General features: G+C 65.9%; 10 protein-coding genes. All 10 read right to left on the reverse strand.

Annotation, left to right across the window (positions count from 1 at the left end):
• Positions 1–61 precede the first annotated feature (61 nt).
• Positions 62–1,093, reverse strand: coding sequence for a hypothetical protein (locus FVP60_RS05070; RefSeq protein ID WP_147825138.1), 1,032 nt, complete (start codon positions 1,091–1,093; stop codon positions 62–64).
• The gene (locus FVP60_RS05075; RefSeq protein ID WP_187240567.1) at positions 1,094–2,887 is read right to left on the reverse strand and encodes a DUF5684 domain-containing protein; all 1,794 of its coding nucleotides are present in this window, start codon (positions 2,885–2,887) and stop codon (positions 1,094–1,096) included. It abuts the gene before it with no gap.
• Positions 2,887–5,331, reverse strand: coding sequence for a transglutaminase-like domain-containing protein (locus tag FVP60_RS05080; protein ID WP_147825140.1), 2,445 nt, complete (start codon positions 5,329–5,331; stop codon positions 2,887–2,889). Before FVP60_RS05080 ends, FVP60_RS05075 begins: the two co-directional genes overlap by 1 nt.
• Positions 5,328–6,680 carry a DUF58 domain-containing protein gene (locus FVP60_RS05085; RefSeq protein ID WP_147825141.1) on the reverse strand — a complete coding sequence of 451 codons (1,353 nt, stop codon included), beginning with the start codon at positions 6,678–6,680 and terminating at the stop codon, positions 5,328–5,330. Before FVP60_RS05085 ends, FVP60_RS05080 begins: the two co-directional genes overlap by 4 nt.
• Positions 6,677–7,642 (reverse strand): AAA family ATPase, encoded by a 966-nt coding sequence (locus tag FVP60_RS05090; protein ID WP_147825142.1) that lies wholly within the window; start codon positions 7,640–7,642, stop codon positions 6,677–6,679. The genes FVP60_RS05085 and FVP60_RS05090 overlap by 4 nt, the downstream gene beginning before the upstream one ends.
• A gap of 39 nt (positions 7,643–7,681) precedes the next feature.
• Positions 7,682–14,044, reverse strand: coding sequence for an Ig-like domain-containing protein (locus tag FVP60_RS05095; RefSeq protein ID WP_187240568.1), 6,363 nt, complete (start codon positions 14,042–14,044; stop codon positions 7,682–7,684).
• A gap of 1 nt (position 14,045) precedes the next feature.
• Positions 14,046–15,170, reverse strand: coding sequence for a serine/threonine-protein kinase (locus tag FVP60_RS05100; protein WP_147825143.1), 1,125 nt, complete (start codon positions 15,168–15,170; stop codon positions 14,046–14,048).
• A 185-nt stretch (positions 15,171–15,355) separates the two neighbouring features.
• Positions 15,356–16,018 carry a spermidine/putrescine ABC transporter substrate-binding protein gene (locus tag FVP60_RS05105; RefSeq protein WP_147825144.1) on the reverse strand — a complete coding sequence of 221 codons (663 nt, stop codon included), beginning with the start codon at positions 16,016–16,018 and terminating at the stop codon, positions 15,356–15,358.
• A 35-nt stretch (positions 16,019–16,053) separates the two neighbouring features.
• Positions 16,054–16,524, reverse strand: coding sequence for a hypothetical protein (locus FVP60_RS05110; protein WP_147825145.1), 471 nt, complete (start codon positions 16,522–16,524; stop codon positions 16,054–16,056).
• A gap of 1 nt (position 16,525) precedes the next feature.
• On the reverse strand, positions 16,526–17,653 hold the full coding sequence (locus tag FVP60_RS05115) for an ABC transporter (protein ID WP_147825146.1): 1,128 nt from the start codon (positions 17,651–17,653) through the stop codon (positions 16,526–16,528).
• Between the last annotated feature and the right edge of the window lie 41 nt (positions 17,654–17,694).

Consider the following 17,694-nt stretch of genomic DNA (forward strand, 5'->3'; position numbering starts at 1 on the left):
TTCGCCCAACAGAAAAACCCTAGCACCCCAAAATCGCCGAACTCCGGTGAATGGGTGGGCTCTAACCCAGCAACAGGAGAGCAACAATTCCGCTCGCCGACAGCACCATGGTTCCGCCCCCGACAAGCGCCATCATCAGCACGCGGCGTCGTGCCGCGGAACGCTGGCGCGCGAGAGCCGTCATGCTCTCTTCGAACGGCTTCGGGGGCCGCGTGTCGAGCTGCCGGTCAAGGTGCACCACCGGGATGACGCTCTGTTTGCGCGGCCGATATGGAGCCTTAAGAATCGCCTCTTCTGGCGTGAAGGCCTCGCGAGAAACCGGCTGGCCGCCGTCGTCCAGAATCTGCGTCGTGCGACGACTCGCGAGCGACAGTGTCTCGATCGTGGCAGGCGGATTGATCTTCGGCTTGCGCAACGACTTAATTGTCGCTTCGAGCCCGCTCTTGCGCTTGCTGACGGCGGTCGCCTCATCGACCGGCGGCGCGGTGCGCTGGCGACGCGGGCTGATCGCGGTGGCCTCATCGACCTCGTGCGACTGGCGACGCTGCCCCGGATCGGTGGGTTCGAGATCTTCGGCCACCGTTTGCGCGGGCGGAACCTCTGGCTCGGAGTGCGCGACGTGCGGCGCTGAGGGTGCGTCTGCTGCAGTCGGTGCGTCAGGCGCCGCCGGTGCGTCAGGTGCAGGTGCGGAGCGACGGCTCGACATGACGGTCGACTCATCGACGTCGTAGGCCTCGTGGGCCTCATCGGCCTCATCGACCTCGTGAGTCGCAGCAGCCGCCGCGCGCTTTCCGCGGCGACGCGACATCACGGTCGACTCATCAAACTCATCCGCGTCAGCCGCAACAGTTCCGCGACGGCTCGACATCACCGTGGACTCATCAACCTCATCCGGCTCAGACGCGGCAGTTCCGCGGCGACTAGACATCACCGTCGACTCATCAACTTCATCCGCGTCAGCCGCGGCAGTTCCGCGACGGCTCGACATCACGGTCGACTCATCAACGTCGTCGCCGAACGTCTCCGCCTCGGGGGGCGTCGCGTCGCCAGGCAGGTGCGTTGAGCGACGGCGGGGGCCGACAGAATCTGACATTTACTCGCTGGCCGCCTCAATGGTCAGTTCAGCGTCACCCAGCAAGAAGCGCGTCGTCAGTCGAGCTGGCTCGTGCGGTGTGAGTTCGCTTTCTGCACCTGCCTCATCGATCAGCACGACGCCGTTGGTCGAGCCGAGATCGGTGATCGTCCACTCGCCATCGACCATGGCGAGTACCGCGTGCGTCTTCGAAATGGTGCGGGTGCCGTCGGCAACAGAAATGAGCTGGGCGGAGGGGAAAGCAGGTTCGTCGTCGGGCTTGCGGCCGAGAATCACATAGTCGCTGGTGAGCGCGATGCTGGTGCCGATGGGCAGGTTGAGGTTCCAGTACACGCGACGGCGGGAGGCCACCACGGTCTGGTCGTCAAAGCCTTCGTCCGACGGAACACCGGCGTCGGCACGCTGCGCCGAAACCGAAGCCAGGGCCGAGCGCGGCGCCTCCGTGGCGGGCGCCACGGCCGAAACTTCGACGGAAGATTCGATCGCCGACCTCGCCGACACGGCCGACACCTCGGCAGAATCCCAGCTCTGCTTATCTGACGGCTCGTCTTCTGCCCCGCTGCGACGCAGTCGCGGCGCCCACGGGTCATCGCCCGCCGCCGAATCGGGAACGAGTGTGCTGACGCTGCTGCTCGCGCTCACCGGCGTCGCGACATTCGCGATTCCGGTGCTCAAGCTGTTTTGCATCCACTCCGAGTCTTCAAACGCCACACCCTCAACGATGGGTACGGAGCCGCTGAGCGGCACGGGCGGTGCAGGAATCGTGCTGCGCGCGCCCGGAACCACGATCGGCGTCGCCGGCGAATCGTCGGCAACCGGAAGCGGCGGCAGCGGCGGCGGCGGAGTCATCGCCTGAGCGCGTCGTGCTTGCGCCACCACCTCAGAGTCTTCGCGCATGCGGGTAGATCCGGGGTTACCCAGCGAAGTCGGCAGTGCGCTCGCGTCGGCCGGAACCACGGGCGGCGCTGGCAGCGGCGGCACGGGCGGGGCCGCAAAACTCGGCGGAGCAAACGCGCTCGCGTCGGACGTTGCGGGGGCAAACGGGTTGTCGGATGACGGCGCCGGCGGTACCGGTGGCGTCGCGCGCGGCGCCCACGGGTCATCATCCTGCGGCATCGGCGGCGCGGGGGGCGCCGAAACATAGGCCGAGGGTGCCGGTGGCGCCGGCGGAACGGTCGGAATCGCGCGGGTGTCAGCAGCCTGCGGCGTGGAGACGCCGAGCGGGGCGAACGGATCCCACGTGTTCTGCGCGGGAGCGGGCGGGTTCTGATCGAGCCACGACAGGTGCGACTGTTGCGACTGTTGCGACTGTTGCGCGTACGCGCTTGCTGCCGCATCCGCACCGTAGGCGGCGTCGTGGCCGGTAGCCGCGGGGTCGGTTTGGTGCGGGTTGGTCCAGGCGTACCCGCCATCAACGGGAGCAGCGCTTTCGCGGTGCACGCCCATCCAGCGCGCCGAGCCCCATCCCAAAATGGAGGCCCAGATCGGGAAGAAGAACAGCCCGACAAAGCCGAAGCCGTTCGAACGACCAAACCGGTTCGACACCGCGGTGACGATGAGCCACAGGATGTAAATGTTGTAGAGCGGCACGAACAGCAACCACGGCGACTCCGGGCGTCCGCTGATCTTCGCGAGCGTAAAGATGTTGGCAATCGGAATCCACGCGCGGCTCGCCGGCTGGCCAGCCTTGCGGAACATCGCCGACAGTGCCAGCGCGATCCAGACGTACAGTGCCAGCGCGATGAGCAGCGTCACGAGGTAGATCGTGACGATGGCTCCATAGTCGATGGTCATCATGAGGTGCTTTGCGCGCGAGAACTCGAGCGCTTCCCCCTTTCCGCAGAACGCGACCGTGTTGGACGAGCTGGCTTCGTCAATTGACGAACGAATGACTTCAACGATAGGGCCGCACGGACCCGACGCCACCATCCCATTTTCTGAGTGATCGCGCGACGCTCGGCCATCACGATCTCCCAAAACTCATTCGACTCATTCTCGCTGATGACGGTGTTGGAGAATTGGGCGTGGTCGGCCTGCGCCGCCAGCAGCACACCGGCTGGCGTCGCATACTCCTCAGCAAGCTCATGGCGTGTGTGGGTCGTCGGCGGAACCATTCCGGCATCAACGGCGGTGTCGACGTACTCTTCCCAGCCGCCCGCGATCCGCCCGGCACCGTCTTCGGCGGTGGCGCGTTCGCGGCGGCGAGCCGTCTTTGCAATCAACACGGTGAGGAAGGGCGCGAGCAGCAGAATGAGCCCGAGACCGCCAACACCCACCCAGCGCAGCACTGATCCGACCACAGCGGTGTCGACGGTGTCGTTCTGCTGCGGGGGCGAGTCATCAGACTCGTGCTGTTCGGGGTCAGGTGGGGCAACCTCGGTGACCTCGTCGGGGCGCACGTCGGTAATGTTCTCCGGGTCGCGCTGCGTGCGAGACTCCACCTCAACGGCATCGGTGTGCTGCGGGGTGACGTCAATCGCGATCCACACGCCCGATGCGTCCTGCACCTCGGTCCACACCGACAGGTCGGAGGCGAGGCACTCGCCGTCGCACGCCGGCAGCGTGTCGCTCGCGGTGCGCACACCAATCACAACGCGCGCCGGAAATCCCAGCTGCTGGGCGATGAGCGCCGTGGCAACGGCAAACTGCTCATCGTCACCGATGGCCGAAACCATCGATGCACCTTCATCGCCCTGAACCTGCGACTCGTGCTCCAACAACTGCGTGAAGAGCGCGTCGATGCGCGCGAGCGAATGGCCGGCAGCGCTGGACTGGAACCCGGCATAGTCAGGAATCAGTGCCATCCACTCGGCAGTCTCACCCTCCGGCAGCTGCAGCGCGTGGCTCAGGTAGCCGCGAGCGCGCAACGTGTCGATGACCTCGGCAAGCCCCGCACCGGTCGAGGGCACGGCCTGCGCATCGAGCCACGTAATGAGGCTCTCCGGCGGAGTGACCTGTGCACTGGCACCCGGCGAACGCGCGTCAACGAGCGACATCGTCGCCGGCTCGGCCGCGGTAATCACATACGAATCGCCCTCGCCCACGCCGCCGGTCACGATGCCCGTGCCCGCTGCGGCGTTGTAGTAGAACCCATCGGCAAGGCTGGGGCCATCGGCGCCCTGAAACTGCACGCTCTCCAACTGACCGAAGGTTGGCAACCAAATGCCCTGCAACGCGTCAATCTCGAACCGCACCGTCGACGTGGTTCCGCTCACGCCTTCAAGCGTGGAGGGCACGCGCTGGTAGAGGTTCGTGGTGTCAATATCGACGCGATACGACTCGCCGTCGTAGGCGCCGAGGGTGGCAAGGCGAATGCGGCTGGGCACCTCACCCGTCGTGGTGTAGCTGAACAGCACCGACGACACATTGGCGTTGGTGAAATTGGTGCGATACCCGGCAAGCGGAGTCTCGGCCTGCGCAATATCGACCTCGGGGCCGACCGTCGAGCGAATCACGTCGCGCGTGTGCGACTGCGTCATCCATGGCGTCGCCACGGCACCGGCGCCGACCGCGACGATGACCATGGTGGCCGCCAGCGCGGTACGACGTGCGTGGGCTGCGGTGTTCTGTTTCGCTCCGCGCATGCCGGTGGCGGCCGCAGCGCGGGCGATCGCGCGCCGACGTTCATCGCGCGCACGCCACGCCAGCCACCACATGCTTCCCAGCACGCTGGCGATGCCGATCGCTGTTTCGACGGGCGCATTGATGGTGAACGGGCCGATCGCGAGCGGGGCAGAAACCGAGGTACGACCAAACAGCAGCCCGAACGCGAGCATCACGCCCACCGCCACGACGGTGAACCCGGCGCGTCGGCCACTGACGAACGCAAAGCGAACGGCAACAAAGGTTCCGACGACAAAGACGGCGATCGCCGGAACCAGCAGGTTGCGGTAGGTGCCGACGGGCAGGGGCGAGGTGGCCAGGTCTTTGAAGCCGGTGACGAAGCCCAGGGCCGATTCGCGTAATCCGTCGGGAATGACGGTGCCAGACGCCCAGTGCTCGGGAACCGCGAGGGTGACGGCGAGCGCGAGGCACGCGGCAAGCAGGAGCAGGGTGATGAGCCACCCGTTCCACTTCACCAGCAGCGAGAGAACCGCAATTCCTGCCCCCACCAGCGCGCTGGCGGCGACGACCACGATGTACCAGGGTGTCGCGTAGATCGGCCACGCGGCGAGGCCCGCGAGCGCCACCATGGCGGTCACGTAGAGGGAGCCGACGAGAATGCTCTGCTTCGTCACGATTTCATTCCTCGACTGAGCAGCTGGGGCATGTCTTCACGCAGACCAACGGTCATGATGGTGAGGCCGCTGACCGGGCGCACCCGGGGGTGCGCGGATTCGTCGCACACGACGCCGATAACCGCGGTGGCCGCGTCGTAGGCAAGGGCCGCCCGCCGCAACCGCTCGAGCCCGGTCTGGGATCCGCAGATGACGAAGGCGACAGATAGACCGGTGTTCGATTCGGCCTGTAGGGCGCACACGTCTTCGAGCGACATAGTGTTATCAAGGCTGTCGACCGCGCAGAACTCATCGAGGAGTCCGCGCGGAGTGAAGGCGCCGATCTGGCGAATTGCCCGCAGGCGGCCACGGACGACGCGGGGAATTTCGGCACCGGCGACGACATCGAGGTCACGTCCGTCGCGCAGCGCTTGCACTCCCAACGAGGCCGCGAGCGAGATCGCAATCTCGTACTCTTCTTCGGTGGCGTAGTCGCTCTTCGCGACAGAAACGGCCACCGCCATGCGCGAACGGCGCGACTCTTCAAACTGGCGCACCATGAGCTTGCCGGTCTTGGCCGTTGACTTCCAGTGCACCTGGCGGCGGGAGTCGCCCGGCATGTACTCGCGGATGGCGTGAAATGACATGTCGGCATCGACGAGGCGCGTGGTGGGGTTGCCCTCCAGATCGCGTACGAGACCCGCGCTCGTCGACGGCATGCTCACGATTCGCGGGTGCACGTACACCTGGTGACGGTCTTCCCATTCGTGCTCGCGGCGCAGCAGACCAATGGGGTCGGTGCGCACGGCGGTTGCTGGGCCGACCGTGATGATGCCGCGCTTGGGGGTGGGAATGTCTACCGCGTGAACCATGTGATGTTCCGCGCGAAGCAGTGGAATCTCCAGCTCCACCAAGCCATCACCCACCGGCAGATCAAGCTTGCCTGGCAGCGCGATTCGCGTGCTCTGGTTGCGCACCGTCAGCTGACCCGGAACGCTGCCGCCTGCCACCACACGCTCATGCTCAAGGTGGAGAGCAACATCGTAGGCGCGCGCCCCGAACAAGAACGGAACACTCAGCACCAGCAGCACGAGAGCGATGACGCCCGCGATCACCCACTCGACCCACCCGAAGATCCACCCAAACAGCGTGCCACCGAGAGCCACGGCAAGCACCAGCCAGCCGGCGGTGGTTACCGAACGGCTGACCTCATCACGGGCGGTGGTGAAAACCTCGCTAACGCGCTGGCCGAACCGGGTGACGCCCAGCACGAACCGCACGAAGGGGCTTCGCTTGGTGGTGCGAACCTTCGTGCGAGTGTGCGTGGAGGTGCGGGAGTGAGAGTGGGATCCGCTGAGTTCGTTGGTCATACGGCTTCGCGCTGCGTGGGCGGCGGCACCTCCAGCAGCACCTGACCAAGCACGGCTTCGGCGGTCACGCCGTCGAATTCGGCCTCAGCCTGCAGGATGAGACGGTGCGCGAGCGTGGGAATCACGAGCGCCTTCACATCGTCCGGCGTCGCATAGGTGCGACCCTGTGAGGCAGCGCGGGCGCGCGTTGCGCGGGTCAGCGCGAGGGCACCACGAATCGAAACACCCAGGCGCACCTGGTCGGCCGAGCGCGTCGCGTCAACCACGCGTGCGATGTAGTCGAGCACCAGCGCATCGACGTAGATGTCTTTAGCCAGATCCGTCATCGACACCAGCGTCTGCGGGGTCACCACGGGGTTGATCTGCTTCGTGGCCATCGCACCGCCGCCCAAAATGCGCAGCGTAGAGGCGTGGTCGGGGTAACCCAGCGACGTCTTCATCAAGAAGCGGTCCAGCTGCGCCTCAGGCAGACGGTACGTACCCGCCTGCTCCACGGGGTTCTGGGTCGCAATAACGAGGAACGGAACACCAACGGCGCGGGAAATTCCATCGACCGTGACGTTGCTCTCCTCCATGACCTCGAGAAGAGCCGCCTGCGTCTTCGGGCTGGCACGGTTGATCTCATCGGCAAGCACAATGTTTGCGAAGATCGGCCCCGCGTGAAACTCAAACTCGCCCGACTTCTGGTCGTACACGGTGATACCCGTGATGTCGCCAGGCAGCAGGTCAGGCGTGAACTGAATACGCGTGTTCGTGCCCTGCACCGACTGCGCCAGGGCGCGCGCCAGCGACGTCTTACCGGTTCCGGGTACGTCTTCGAGAAGCACGTGCCCTTCGCTCAGCATCGCGACGAGCACGAGGTCAATGACGGGGCGCTTGCCGAGCACGGCGTGCTCGACGTTATCGCCGAGCTGCGCAAACGACTGGGCGAACCAGGTGGCCTGCTCTTGCGAGATGGTCATGTTTGTCCTTGCTGTGTGGATCAGAAAACGGGGGCCAAGCTACGGGCGCGGTGGAGGCTCTGGCGGAGACTCGTCGGGTGCAATCACGCTGGCGGAGGCCCCGCCGGTCGAGGACTGACCGCTGGAGGCATCAGACACAATCGTGTCGGCATCGGCCGGCGCGCTTGTCGTGATCGGTTCGGGCTCCGCCGGCGGCGCCGGAGGCACCACGGGCGCGGGAGCGTTGACCGCATCGGTGGGGGCACTCTCCGGCACGACCGGTTCGGCCGCCGCCGCGTTCGGCGCGCTCGGCAGCGCGGCGGGAGCACTCTGTCGCGCGGTCGGGAAAACGGGTGCGTCAGCCGACGGGGCAGAGGCTGCGTTGTTTCCGGTCGACGGCGGGCTCGCCGACCCGGATGGACTCGGTTCCGTGGAGGTCGGTGTCGGATCCGGCGCTGGTGTGCAGCTCGCGGTGATCGAGTTCGAGACGCTCCCCAGACCCCATCCGGCAGAATCCCAGTTGGTCTGCTGATCGACTCGCACCGAATGCGCATCGGGCGGCACCATGTTGTCTGCGGGGGTCGGGCGGATGCGGCGACCGTCTTCGTCGTAGAACGTGAGGCCCGTGATGACGGTCGTTGCCTTGCCGTCGGTCGAGCTCGACGACCACCCCAGCGTCGTGTCGCCGACGCAGGAGGTAATGTCCCATCGCGCCGAGACCTGGTAGGGAGCGGAACCAGCGGCCGGCGTTGCCAGCGCCGCATCGGTTCGTGCGCCGGTGGATTCGTGCTGGTAGTAGACCGCGATGTTCGGGTCGGCGCCGATGATGCTGCTCGGGTAACCGGAGAACTGCACCGTGTTGCGGTACGGGGTCGCTGACGACGACGTCGGCTCGCTCTTGATCGTCCAGACCGCGCTGTGATCATCATCTTGAATGTCACCGCGTGAGTCGACATAGAACTCGAATCCGACGGGCGCCGCGGTTGACTGCTTCGTGACCAACGTCGTCGACGCGGTGGTGGTTCCGAATACGGTGTCTCCCACGCGCGCCTGCGCACACATCTGAACCGTGTACTCGGCGCCGCCCTGCAGATTGGGGATGCTGAAGGTGCGGGCGGTTTGCGACGGTACGCAGGGTTGGTTCGTCCACGAAACGCCGTACCAGACATTCGAGGGGGCACCGTTGGGCTGGGCCGAAACCTCGGCCGTGATGGTTGCCGTGTCATTGGCCGTCGCGGTGCTGCTCGCCGTGATGGTGGGGTTCACCGGCGCGCCAATACCGTTGCCGTTGGTGGTGATCTCGGCACCCGAGGTGGAACCAGCGAGCCCTGCGGGAATCGGGAAGCGCGAGAACGGCTTCGCCGTGATTTGCGAAGACTCGTTGGTGCCAACGCGGTAGCTTCCCAGCGACACGGTTCCGCCGCCGGAGACCGGAATCGTCACCTTGTCACCCTGCGGGCTCGTGACCTCGAGGTGACCGGTTTCTGGGTCAACTCCGGTGAAGTCCAGGCGCACCATGTGCCCCTGGCCCTGCGTCGGAACGGCGGTGGCCGTGAACGTGGCGGGGCGGTCCGGCGGGTTGTATGCCCACGCGGTCGTCGACACCGAGGTCTTCGATGAGCCGACGGCGTTCACCGAAACGACCTCGTACACACGAGCCTCACCGTTGGGGGCGGCGATAACCGGGCACGTACCATCGGCGGCGCACGAGGCAACGACCGCGCCGTTCCACGTGACCGTGAAGCCGCTGATGGCGGGGTATGCCGCGCGGGCTCCACCTGGGTCGACTCGCAATTGCACCTGGCCGTCGTCATAGCCGGTCTGAGTGATGGCCGCGGGTGCCAGCGGGTAACCCTGCAGGTCGAGGGTCACCGAGCCGTTGCGCTCACCGCTGGTGAGACGGCCCTGCGCATCTTGCAGAGTGAAGGTCGCGCGGCACGTGGCGCCGGGTGCGTCACCGGTCCAGCTTGCCGTGACCGAGGTGGCCGACGCGACGCTGAAGGTCACGCCGGTGCACGCGGCCGAAGACGAGACACTGACCAGTGTGAGCGGGGTGCGCGGCAGCGGGTTCACCTCACCGGGAGCGCCGACGACGTTTACGGAGCACGAGTTACCTTCGGCCTGCGAACACAGCACCGAGGTGGTTCCGCCTCGCGGCGCGGTCTCCGGAGCCGGACCGACGCGCAGCACGAGGCGCGCGGGCGCCACGGATTCGTGACTGGTGATCAGCACCAACACGGCAGACTCGCGACCGGGAACGGCGGCGTCTGCGGCCGTGACGCTCACCGACGAGCCGGACTGACGAATCACAAAGTCGGCGGAGACGCCATCGATCTGCCACACCGTATTGGCGTTGTCGTTGTCACCCTGCCACACCGTCATGGAGGTGAGGTCGTAGGTGGCTGTCTCGCCGGGGCTCACCGTCAGCGCGCCAGGGCGCAACTCCGGAACCGGGGCAAGGGGTGTGACGATGATCGGCACCGACAAGAAGGTCCAGTCGTCATCGCCCTCAAGACGCACCGGAACCGTGCAGGAGTCTGCGAAGGGCGCACCCTTGCCCGCCGTGTACTCCACCGTGGTTCCGCCGGTCAGCCGGCAAACGCCCTCGGCACGAGCGCCGCTGGCGGCAACCTGCGTGTCGACCTCGAGCGTCGCATCTCGCGGCACACCGACCAGGTCAACCATGTTGAACGAGACGGACGAGCCCTCTTCAACCACCTGCGCGGCTGCGCTCGCGCGTAGGGTCAGCGGGGTGTCTTTCTTACCGGGAACCCGCAAGAACGCGTAGGTGGTGACTTCGGTGCCGTCGCTCGTGGTTCCGGTCACCGCAAACGGGATGATGCGCGACTTCTCGGGCAGCTCACCGCGAATTTCACGACCCGACAGGGAGACGCCACTCGGCTTGCCCCACAGCGAGACGTCGAGGCTCCCGGTGTCGCCACCGCCCCAGTTGACGCGGCCGGTCAAAACGTCGACGCCCTCGGGAAACTTGTCGCGCGTTTCGGCGGTGAGCACGGTGTCTGACACCACGGGGTACGACGGCACCTGTTCGCGCACCACCTTGACCACGATGAGGCCGCGGCCGGTGTTGCCCGACGCGCTCTCCACGCTGTAGATGTACGACATCGTGCCGGGGTTGATGCCGGCAGCGATTTCGATCGAACCATCGGTCTGCGACAAAATCTGCGACGACCAGCGGTCGTATTCCGGGTTGGGTGAGCCGTCTTCGAGATTCTCCGCCAAGTTCGGAATCACGTTGGTGACGGTCATCGTGCCGCCGGTGGGATCGAGGTCGTTTTGCAGCGGGCTGACGAACACCTGCGATGCCTCGCCCGCCTGCACCTGCACATAGTCGGTGTAGGTGATGGGGCTCGGGTTGGCGCGGTCATCGAGCACGCCGACGCGGGCGATGCCAGAGCTGGACTCGCCTGCCGCATCAACGACGCTGTAGGTGAAGGAGTACTGACCGGGCTTGCCCAGCGCACTGGTGTACGTGATGCCCGCGCCATCGGCGGCAATGGAGGCGGTGCCTGCCGCTGGCTGGGTGAGAATCTTCGCGAGCATCACGGTGTCGCCATCCGGGTCGACACCAAAGGTGTCGAACGGGATCGTGACGGTGGAGCCTGCCAGCACGCGGCCCTCAAGCATTTTGGGTCGCGGCGCACGGTTGAGGTCATCGCTCAATACCGTGACCGTCACCGTTGCCGTATCGGCCAGCGAGGGCGATCCGGTGCTGTAGACGGTGTAGGTGATGCCATACGTGCCCGGCTGCTTTGGTGCCAGGTAGCGAATGTGTGATCCCGAGGCAAAAGCGAGCGCGGCATCGGTCGATGACGTCGTGCTGCCCGGGTCAAGCGAGATGCCGGCGCCCGCGGCTGCCACATCGTTTTCCATCACCGGAATGTCGATTTGGGAGCCGGCGCGTACCACCACGGCGTCATCCACCGCGATGGGGGCGACGTCAACGGCCGGGGGCAGCAAGAAGACGGTCGCCTCGCCCTGAATGCTGGCGCCGATGTCTTCGGTACCGTCACCAACCGTGTACGTGACCTTACCGAGCATTCCCGCTTCACCCGAGGCGGTGGTTCCGGAGACGCGCAGATAGTGCTGCGCGACGGTGTCGACCTGGAGGCGAGAGCCGAGGGCCGGCTCCCCAACGACATCGTTGAGCAACAGCACGCGACGGGTGGGGTTGGAGACGGCGGCGAACACGTCGACGGTGGTGTCTTCTTGAGCGCGCACGAAGGCAACGACGGGCGCGGATGCGAGCTGTGCGGGGGCGTCGGGCGGCAGCATCGTGATGCGTGCGGTTGCGCTGGCCGTGGTTTGCCCGTCTGTCACGGTGTACGAGACGCGGTAGGTGCCGGGCTCGGGGGCTGTGAAGTCGAAACCGGTACCGCTCGTGGAGGTGCTGACGGTGGCGGTGTCGCTGTCCATCACGCGCACGTCGGTGAGGGCGAGCTTGCCGACGGTTCCGGTTACGTGGCGTGCGACGTCGACAGAAATGTCGTACCCGAACGTGTCGATCGTGGTGAACGACTCGGCAATGAGCTTCGGCGATGGCGCCACGCGCACGGTCATGATCTTCGAGGAGGTCGCGCCGCGGGTGTCAGAAACGATGACCTCTAGGTCAACGTCAACGGTCTCAGCCGACGACGAATCGTGGTGCTGGTAAACCACCTCACCCGCGGGCGTGATGGCCGCAGCACCCACACCCGAAGGGTTGTTGACGGCGAGCACCAGCAGCGGGTCGCCCTCGGGGTCAACCCAACCGTTCAGCACCGGAACGGCGACCGTGCCGCCGGGCGCAACCTCTGGTTCCGCCCACGTGGCAAGGCACTCCTCGACACCGCAGAACTCGGGAGCGGCGTTGACCTCGTCATCGACGATGTTCAGCGTGACGGTTGCGACGTTGGAGTACAGGCCGTCGGCGGCTGTGCCGTCGGTGAGACGGTAGCTGACGGTCGCGCTGCCACTCGCTTCGGCCGTGGTCTTGACGACGAGACGCCCGCCATCATCGGTCAGCGAGACCGTGCCGAACGATGGATCGGGTTGCACGATGCTCGACGGATCAACGCTCAACACGTCTTCGTTGGGGTCGTGGTCGTTGAGAATGATCGGCAGCGCGGTCAACGTTGCGGCGCGCACACCGAACGAGTCGTTCACGGCGACGGGCGGCTTCGGATCAACGACAACCGTTGCCTGCTCGTCGCTTTCTACGGTGTTCTGCGCGTCGTCGGCGCCGAGCGACCAGTCTTGGCTGGACTCAATGAGCGCGCCGTCTGGCACGGTCCAGACCCACCCCTTGCGAGTCTCGTTAAGAATCATCGCGTCGGCGCTGGACAGGAACGTCGGGCGGCGCTGTTCGTCAAGCGTTGCACCGTTGTAGTCGAGCGTGATCTCGCCCTCGCCCGACTGCCACAGCGTTCCGGAGTCAAGCCCCAGCCACGCGGCATAGACAACGCCATCCCGCTCCACCGGGCGAGCGGGCACGCCAAGATCACGATCAGCGCCACCGACAACACGCTCGGCGTCGCCCTCTTCAACCGGCAGGCTGATGAGTCCGCCCTGGTCTGCGATGTAGGCGGTGGTTCCGGTGAGCATGGAGCGCGACAGCACCGCGTCGCCGAGAGTTTCAACCGTGAGAGTGCTGCCGCCAGAGCGGAACACCTCGTCGGTCTCGGGGTTATACAAGAACCAGTCAGAGCCGACGGCGGTCAGCAACGGCGTCTCACCCGCGTCTTCGACCGGGTCAATCGACACGACTTCGCGCTCATCAGCGTCGAAGGTGAGCACGGCCGAGTCGGTGCGCGAATACGAGAAGATCAGACCCTCTTCGTTCAGCGCGATCGCGTCTGCCTTGTACTCGGGGCCGTCTTCTTCTGCCTCGGCATCTGCCTCAGCATCTGCCTCATCGGTCGCGCTATCGGTGGTGGCGGACGGCGTCGGCGACGGGGTCTCCTCCTGGCCAACGTAGGGCGAGACCTCTTCGACGATTCCCGTCGACAGGGTACCCGCGAGCACCTCGCCGGCGTCGGTGCGGTAGGCCACCCATGGCCCCGAAGTGAAGGCATCCTGAGTGCCCGGCGGCATCATTCCCGCCTGCGCAAGCGCCTCTTCGTCGAGGTTTGCGGGCATGGCTTCGTCAATGCGCGCGACCTTGCCGTCGGCGAAGACGAAGGCGGAACCACTGGCTTGCGCGATCGACGAAGGGTTCGTCACACGGCGCACGGTGTCAAGCTCGCCGACGGCGGTATTCACTCGGGCGTAGCGGTGTCCGTCACCGGTTTGCAACGCCCAGACAGCGGTTTCGGCCGGCGGCGCGTCTTGGGCATCAAGGCCCGGCCACACCACGCTGATGCCCGCGATAACACCCGCCGCGGCAATCGCCGCGATCGAGCCAAAGACTGTCTTGCGCTTCATGTTAGAACAGACCTGCAATCACAATGCCGGCCGTCACACCAACGGCCACGAGCGCGACTGCGCCCACCGCGATCCACACGGCGGTGCGGGATCCGCGGTTACGCGTCGGCACAAACTCGCTGTCTTCAGACCGCTGGTGACCGCGCATTCCGGTGCTCTGGCGCACCTTGCGCGCAATCGGCGCAGCAACCTGCACCCGCACATGATCGCGCGCGGTGTCGTTGGCAAAATCGACGGGTGGTGCCGCCCACACATCATCGGCGACTTCCAGCGGCGTTGAGGGCAACCCCATCGACTGTTCCACGTGCCGCAACGCCTCGGCGAAGGCGAGCGCGCTCGTATAGCGCTCGCGCGGATTGCGACGCATCGATGCTTCGAGCACCTGCTGCAGGGCGGGCGGAACATCGGCACGGGTGATCGGAACATAGTTGGCGCGCAGAATGCGCTTTCGCAACTGCTCGCGAGTGTTCTGCCCTTGCTCGGTCTTTTCAAACGGGCTGTGCCCGGCAAGCAACGAGTAGACGGTGGCGCCGAGGCTCCACACCTCAGACAGGATGTCACCGCTGGTTTGCTCGGCGATCACCTCAGGAGCTGTCCACGGCACGCTCATTGCCATCATGCCGTCGGGCGTTGCCCGTGCAAGGGAGGAGGAGATACCAAAGTCTGCGAGCACCGGAACCCCGAAGGCGGTGGTCAAGATATTGCCCGGCTTGATGTCTCGGTGTACGAGCCCTGCTCGGTGCGCGGTTTCAATGGCGCCGGCCATCTTGATGCCGATCGACAGCGCTTCGGCGACCGGAATCTTCTCGGTGCGGTAGCGAGGCGACAGCGCACCCGGGCAATTCTCCATCACAATGTAGGCGCGACCGTCGGCCGAGATACCGGCCTGGTAGACCGTCACGATGGAGGGGTGCGCGGAGAGGCGGGCGAGCACATCGGCTTCGGCGTTGAACATGCGCACCAGCTCGACGTCGGCGACGTTGCTTGGCAACACCTTGACGGCAACCTCACGTCGCGGCATCGCCTGCTCGTAAAGAAAGACATCGGCAAAGCCGCCAGAGCCCAGTGGGCGCACAAAGGTCAGCCCCGCCAATACGGGCGGCGCAGACACGACTCGCTTGGCCAACAGTCTCCCCTCCGGTCAGCACTGTTCTCGGCGCTGCAAAAAACACGAGAACGTGAGCAATCGTAACAGCCGCCAGACACGCCGAGAGACGAGAAATCTCAGGCAAGCCGACAGATTCGGTGACTCCGGCGCCAGGGGCAAGCGCACTTAGGCTTCAGGTCAGCAGGGCAAGCGCGCCTGTCGCTTCAGGTGAGCGGGGTGTTACCCTCGCCCGGATCAAACGGCGCATCCAGCGTCAACGACAGTTCTGCCAGCATCGCCTCAATCTGTGGTTCCACGTATTGCACGACGGCGGTGCGCATGCGCAGCCGGTGCGCGTAGAGCAGGGTGCAGATCTCGCGCCCGATCATGTTGGCGTAGTCATCGGCCAACCCGACTTCTTGCCGCAACGCCTGTTTGGCTTCGGCAGACAGCGGCGGAAGGGCGGGAACCTCTTGGTCGGCTTCGTCGGCGAGGCCCGCGATGGTGAATAGAAAGGGTGCACCGGGCTCGGGGTCTGGATCAAGCGGCAGGCCGTCGAATTCGGGGTCGAGATCGTCGGTTGGCCGATACCGTCGGGCGCGGTTGCGGGCCGCCTGGTGGTCAAGCTCGGCTTGCAGCATGGGCAGATTGCGCTCGGTGTAGGTCGACACGGCGCGGTCGATGATGGTCTTCATGCGGGTGGAGAGGCCGTGCTGCACGGCATGCGGCACATCGGCGCCGAGACCGGCTGCGGCAAGCACCGGGGATCCGAAACACCGGCGGCACGGGGCGACCCGGCCGCGATGGGTTGCCGGTTGCCAGCGGGGCAACCATGCGAGCCACGCATCAACGGCCTGACCCACCTGGGTTTCCAGCGATCGCTCCACGTTCACACCGTAAGCCAAATTTGGCCGATTGGGCGTTATTCGTCGCCGTTCTCGTCTTCCCACGGCCACTGCGGCGTCTTGCCGGAGGCGCGGCTCAGCGCCAGCGTGCCCGCCGCGGTCGCCACCCCGGCGATCAGCACAACCAGTACGTATCCCGCCATGATGAGGTGCGTTGCGACCGTCGCCGCTGCGATTCCTGAGCCCAAACTCGCCACAAACATGCCGGCCAGATACGCGAGGCTGGCCAGCACGCCCGCCGCTGTCGCGGTTCCGATGCTCCCCCGCTTCGCGATGCCGCGGATCACAATGACGGCCCACGCCGCGGTCGCAGCGGCAATTCCGACGACCGGAACCAGGGGGCTAGCGCCGGCAATTTCAATCACGTCGGTTTTGGTCAGCACGCTCGTGATGGCATCGCCCGTGATGATGAGGGAGACAAAAACGACGGCCCCCAGGGCCGCGAGCACAAGGCTCGTCGAACGCTGGGGGCCGTCAGAAGTTGTCACGTTAGCCGAGCTGGGGGCCCGCCTCCAGCGTGCGCTCGTACTCGGCCTGTGCCTCGTTGTTCCACTCGGTGACGCGGCGACCGCGCTTGGCAATCCATCCGCCAAACCAAATCGGCAGTTCGCGCCCAATGATCAGCGCGACGATGGCCGCGGGGGCAACGATCTCTTGGCCCATGATCTCGACGGCCTCGGACCATTCGGTTTGCCACGGGCCGGCCTGGATGACGGCGCCGAGCACGTGGCCAGCGTAGGCCGCGAGGCCAACGAAGAGACCGAAAATCACCCAGTATGCCCACCGACCACGGTTGACGAAGGCACCGAGCAACCAGAAGGCGAGGTAGAACACCACGACCGGAACCCACAGCGCAAAGCTAGAAACCTGCGCGAGCGTTTCGTCAAGCAGGGCAGCCGGGTCGAGCACATTGATGCCGCTGAACAGCAGGCGTGCCGCGAGGTAGACGATGGCGAACACAACGGCAGCGAGCAAGCCGATGAGGCCTGCGGCACCGCGATTGCCGCGCACCAGCGGCGGCTCCGGCGCCTGCACAAAGATCGGCTGCGCGGGGGCGGTGCCGACGAGCACCTCATCGACCTCGATGACGGGAGGGGTGAGCGGAACCTCGGTGACGCCCTGAACCTCTTGCGGCAGGTTGGCGGTGGCCGAGGCAACCTCGGGGCTGTCGTACCAGGCGGGCTTGGCCGCGGTTTCGGGGGCCCCAGCGGTCGCTTCGGTCTTGACGTCGGTGGCGGTGTTGTTGGCGTCTGTGGCGGCACTTGCCGATGCGGTGGCGTCGGCGGATGTCTGCTCTGCCGTGTTGCCAGCCGTAGCGGCGCTTTCGGCGGCACCCGTGGTTCCGCCGTTCTTCGCGGCTTCGGCAGCCATGACCTCGTCGAGGGCAGCCCAATCGGGTTCGTCCTCGGCAGGCTGCTCATTGGCAGGTGTGGCCGCGTTGTCGGCGGTTGACGCGGCGGGCACATCGGCGGCGGTCTCATCGTTGGCCGAGACCTCGGCGCGTGCAGCCTGGGCGTCGGCGAGCGCCTCGTGCGCACGGTCGACGACGTTGTCCTCGCTGGTAGGCTCCGCAACCGGTTCGCCGAACTCCGGCTCAGGGGTCTTGTTGTCGCTCATGAGAATCTCCTTGCGCGCATGAATGTGCGTGCCCAGAGTAG

Source organism: Microbacterium mitrae, from assembly GCF_008017445.1.
Taxonomy (GTDB): Bacteria; Actinomycetota; Actinomycetes; order Actinomycetales; family Microbacteriaceae; genus Microbacterium; species Microbacterium mitrae.

Excerpts from the sequence above, each read along its gene's own strand:
- FVP60_RS05070 (WP_147825138.1), bottom strand. The coding sequence starts at position 1,093 with ATGTCAGATTCTGTCGGCCCCCGCCGTCGCTCAACGCACCTGCCTGGC.
- FVP60_RS05075 (WP_187240567.1), bottom strand. The coding sequence starts at position 2,887 with ATGACCATCGACTATGGAGCCATCGTCACGATCTACCTCGTGACGCTG.
- FVP60_RS05085 (WP_147825141.1), bottom strand. The coding sequence starts at position 6,680 with ATGACCAACGAACTCAGCGGATCCCACTCTCACTCCCGCACCTCCACG.
- FVP60_RS05090 (WP_147825142.1), bottom strand. The coding sequence starts at position 7,642 with ATGACCATCTCGCAAGAGCAGGCCACCTGGTTCGCCCAGTCGTTTGCG.
- FVP60_RS05095 (WP_187240568.1), bottom strand. The coding sequence starts at position 14,044 with ATGAAGCGCAAGACAGTCTTTGGCTCGATCGCGGCGATTGCCGCGGCG.
- FVP60_RS05115 (WP_147825146.1), bottom strand. The coding sequence starts at position 17,653 with ATGAGCGACAACAAGACCCCTGAGCCGGAGTTCGGCGAACCGGTTGCG.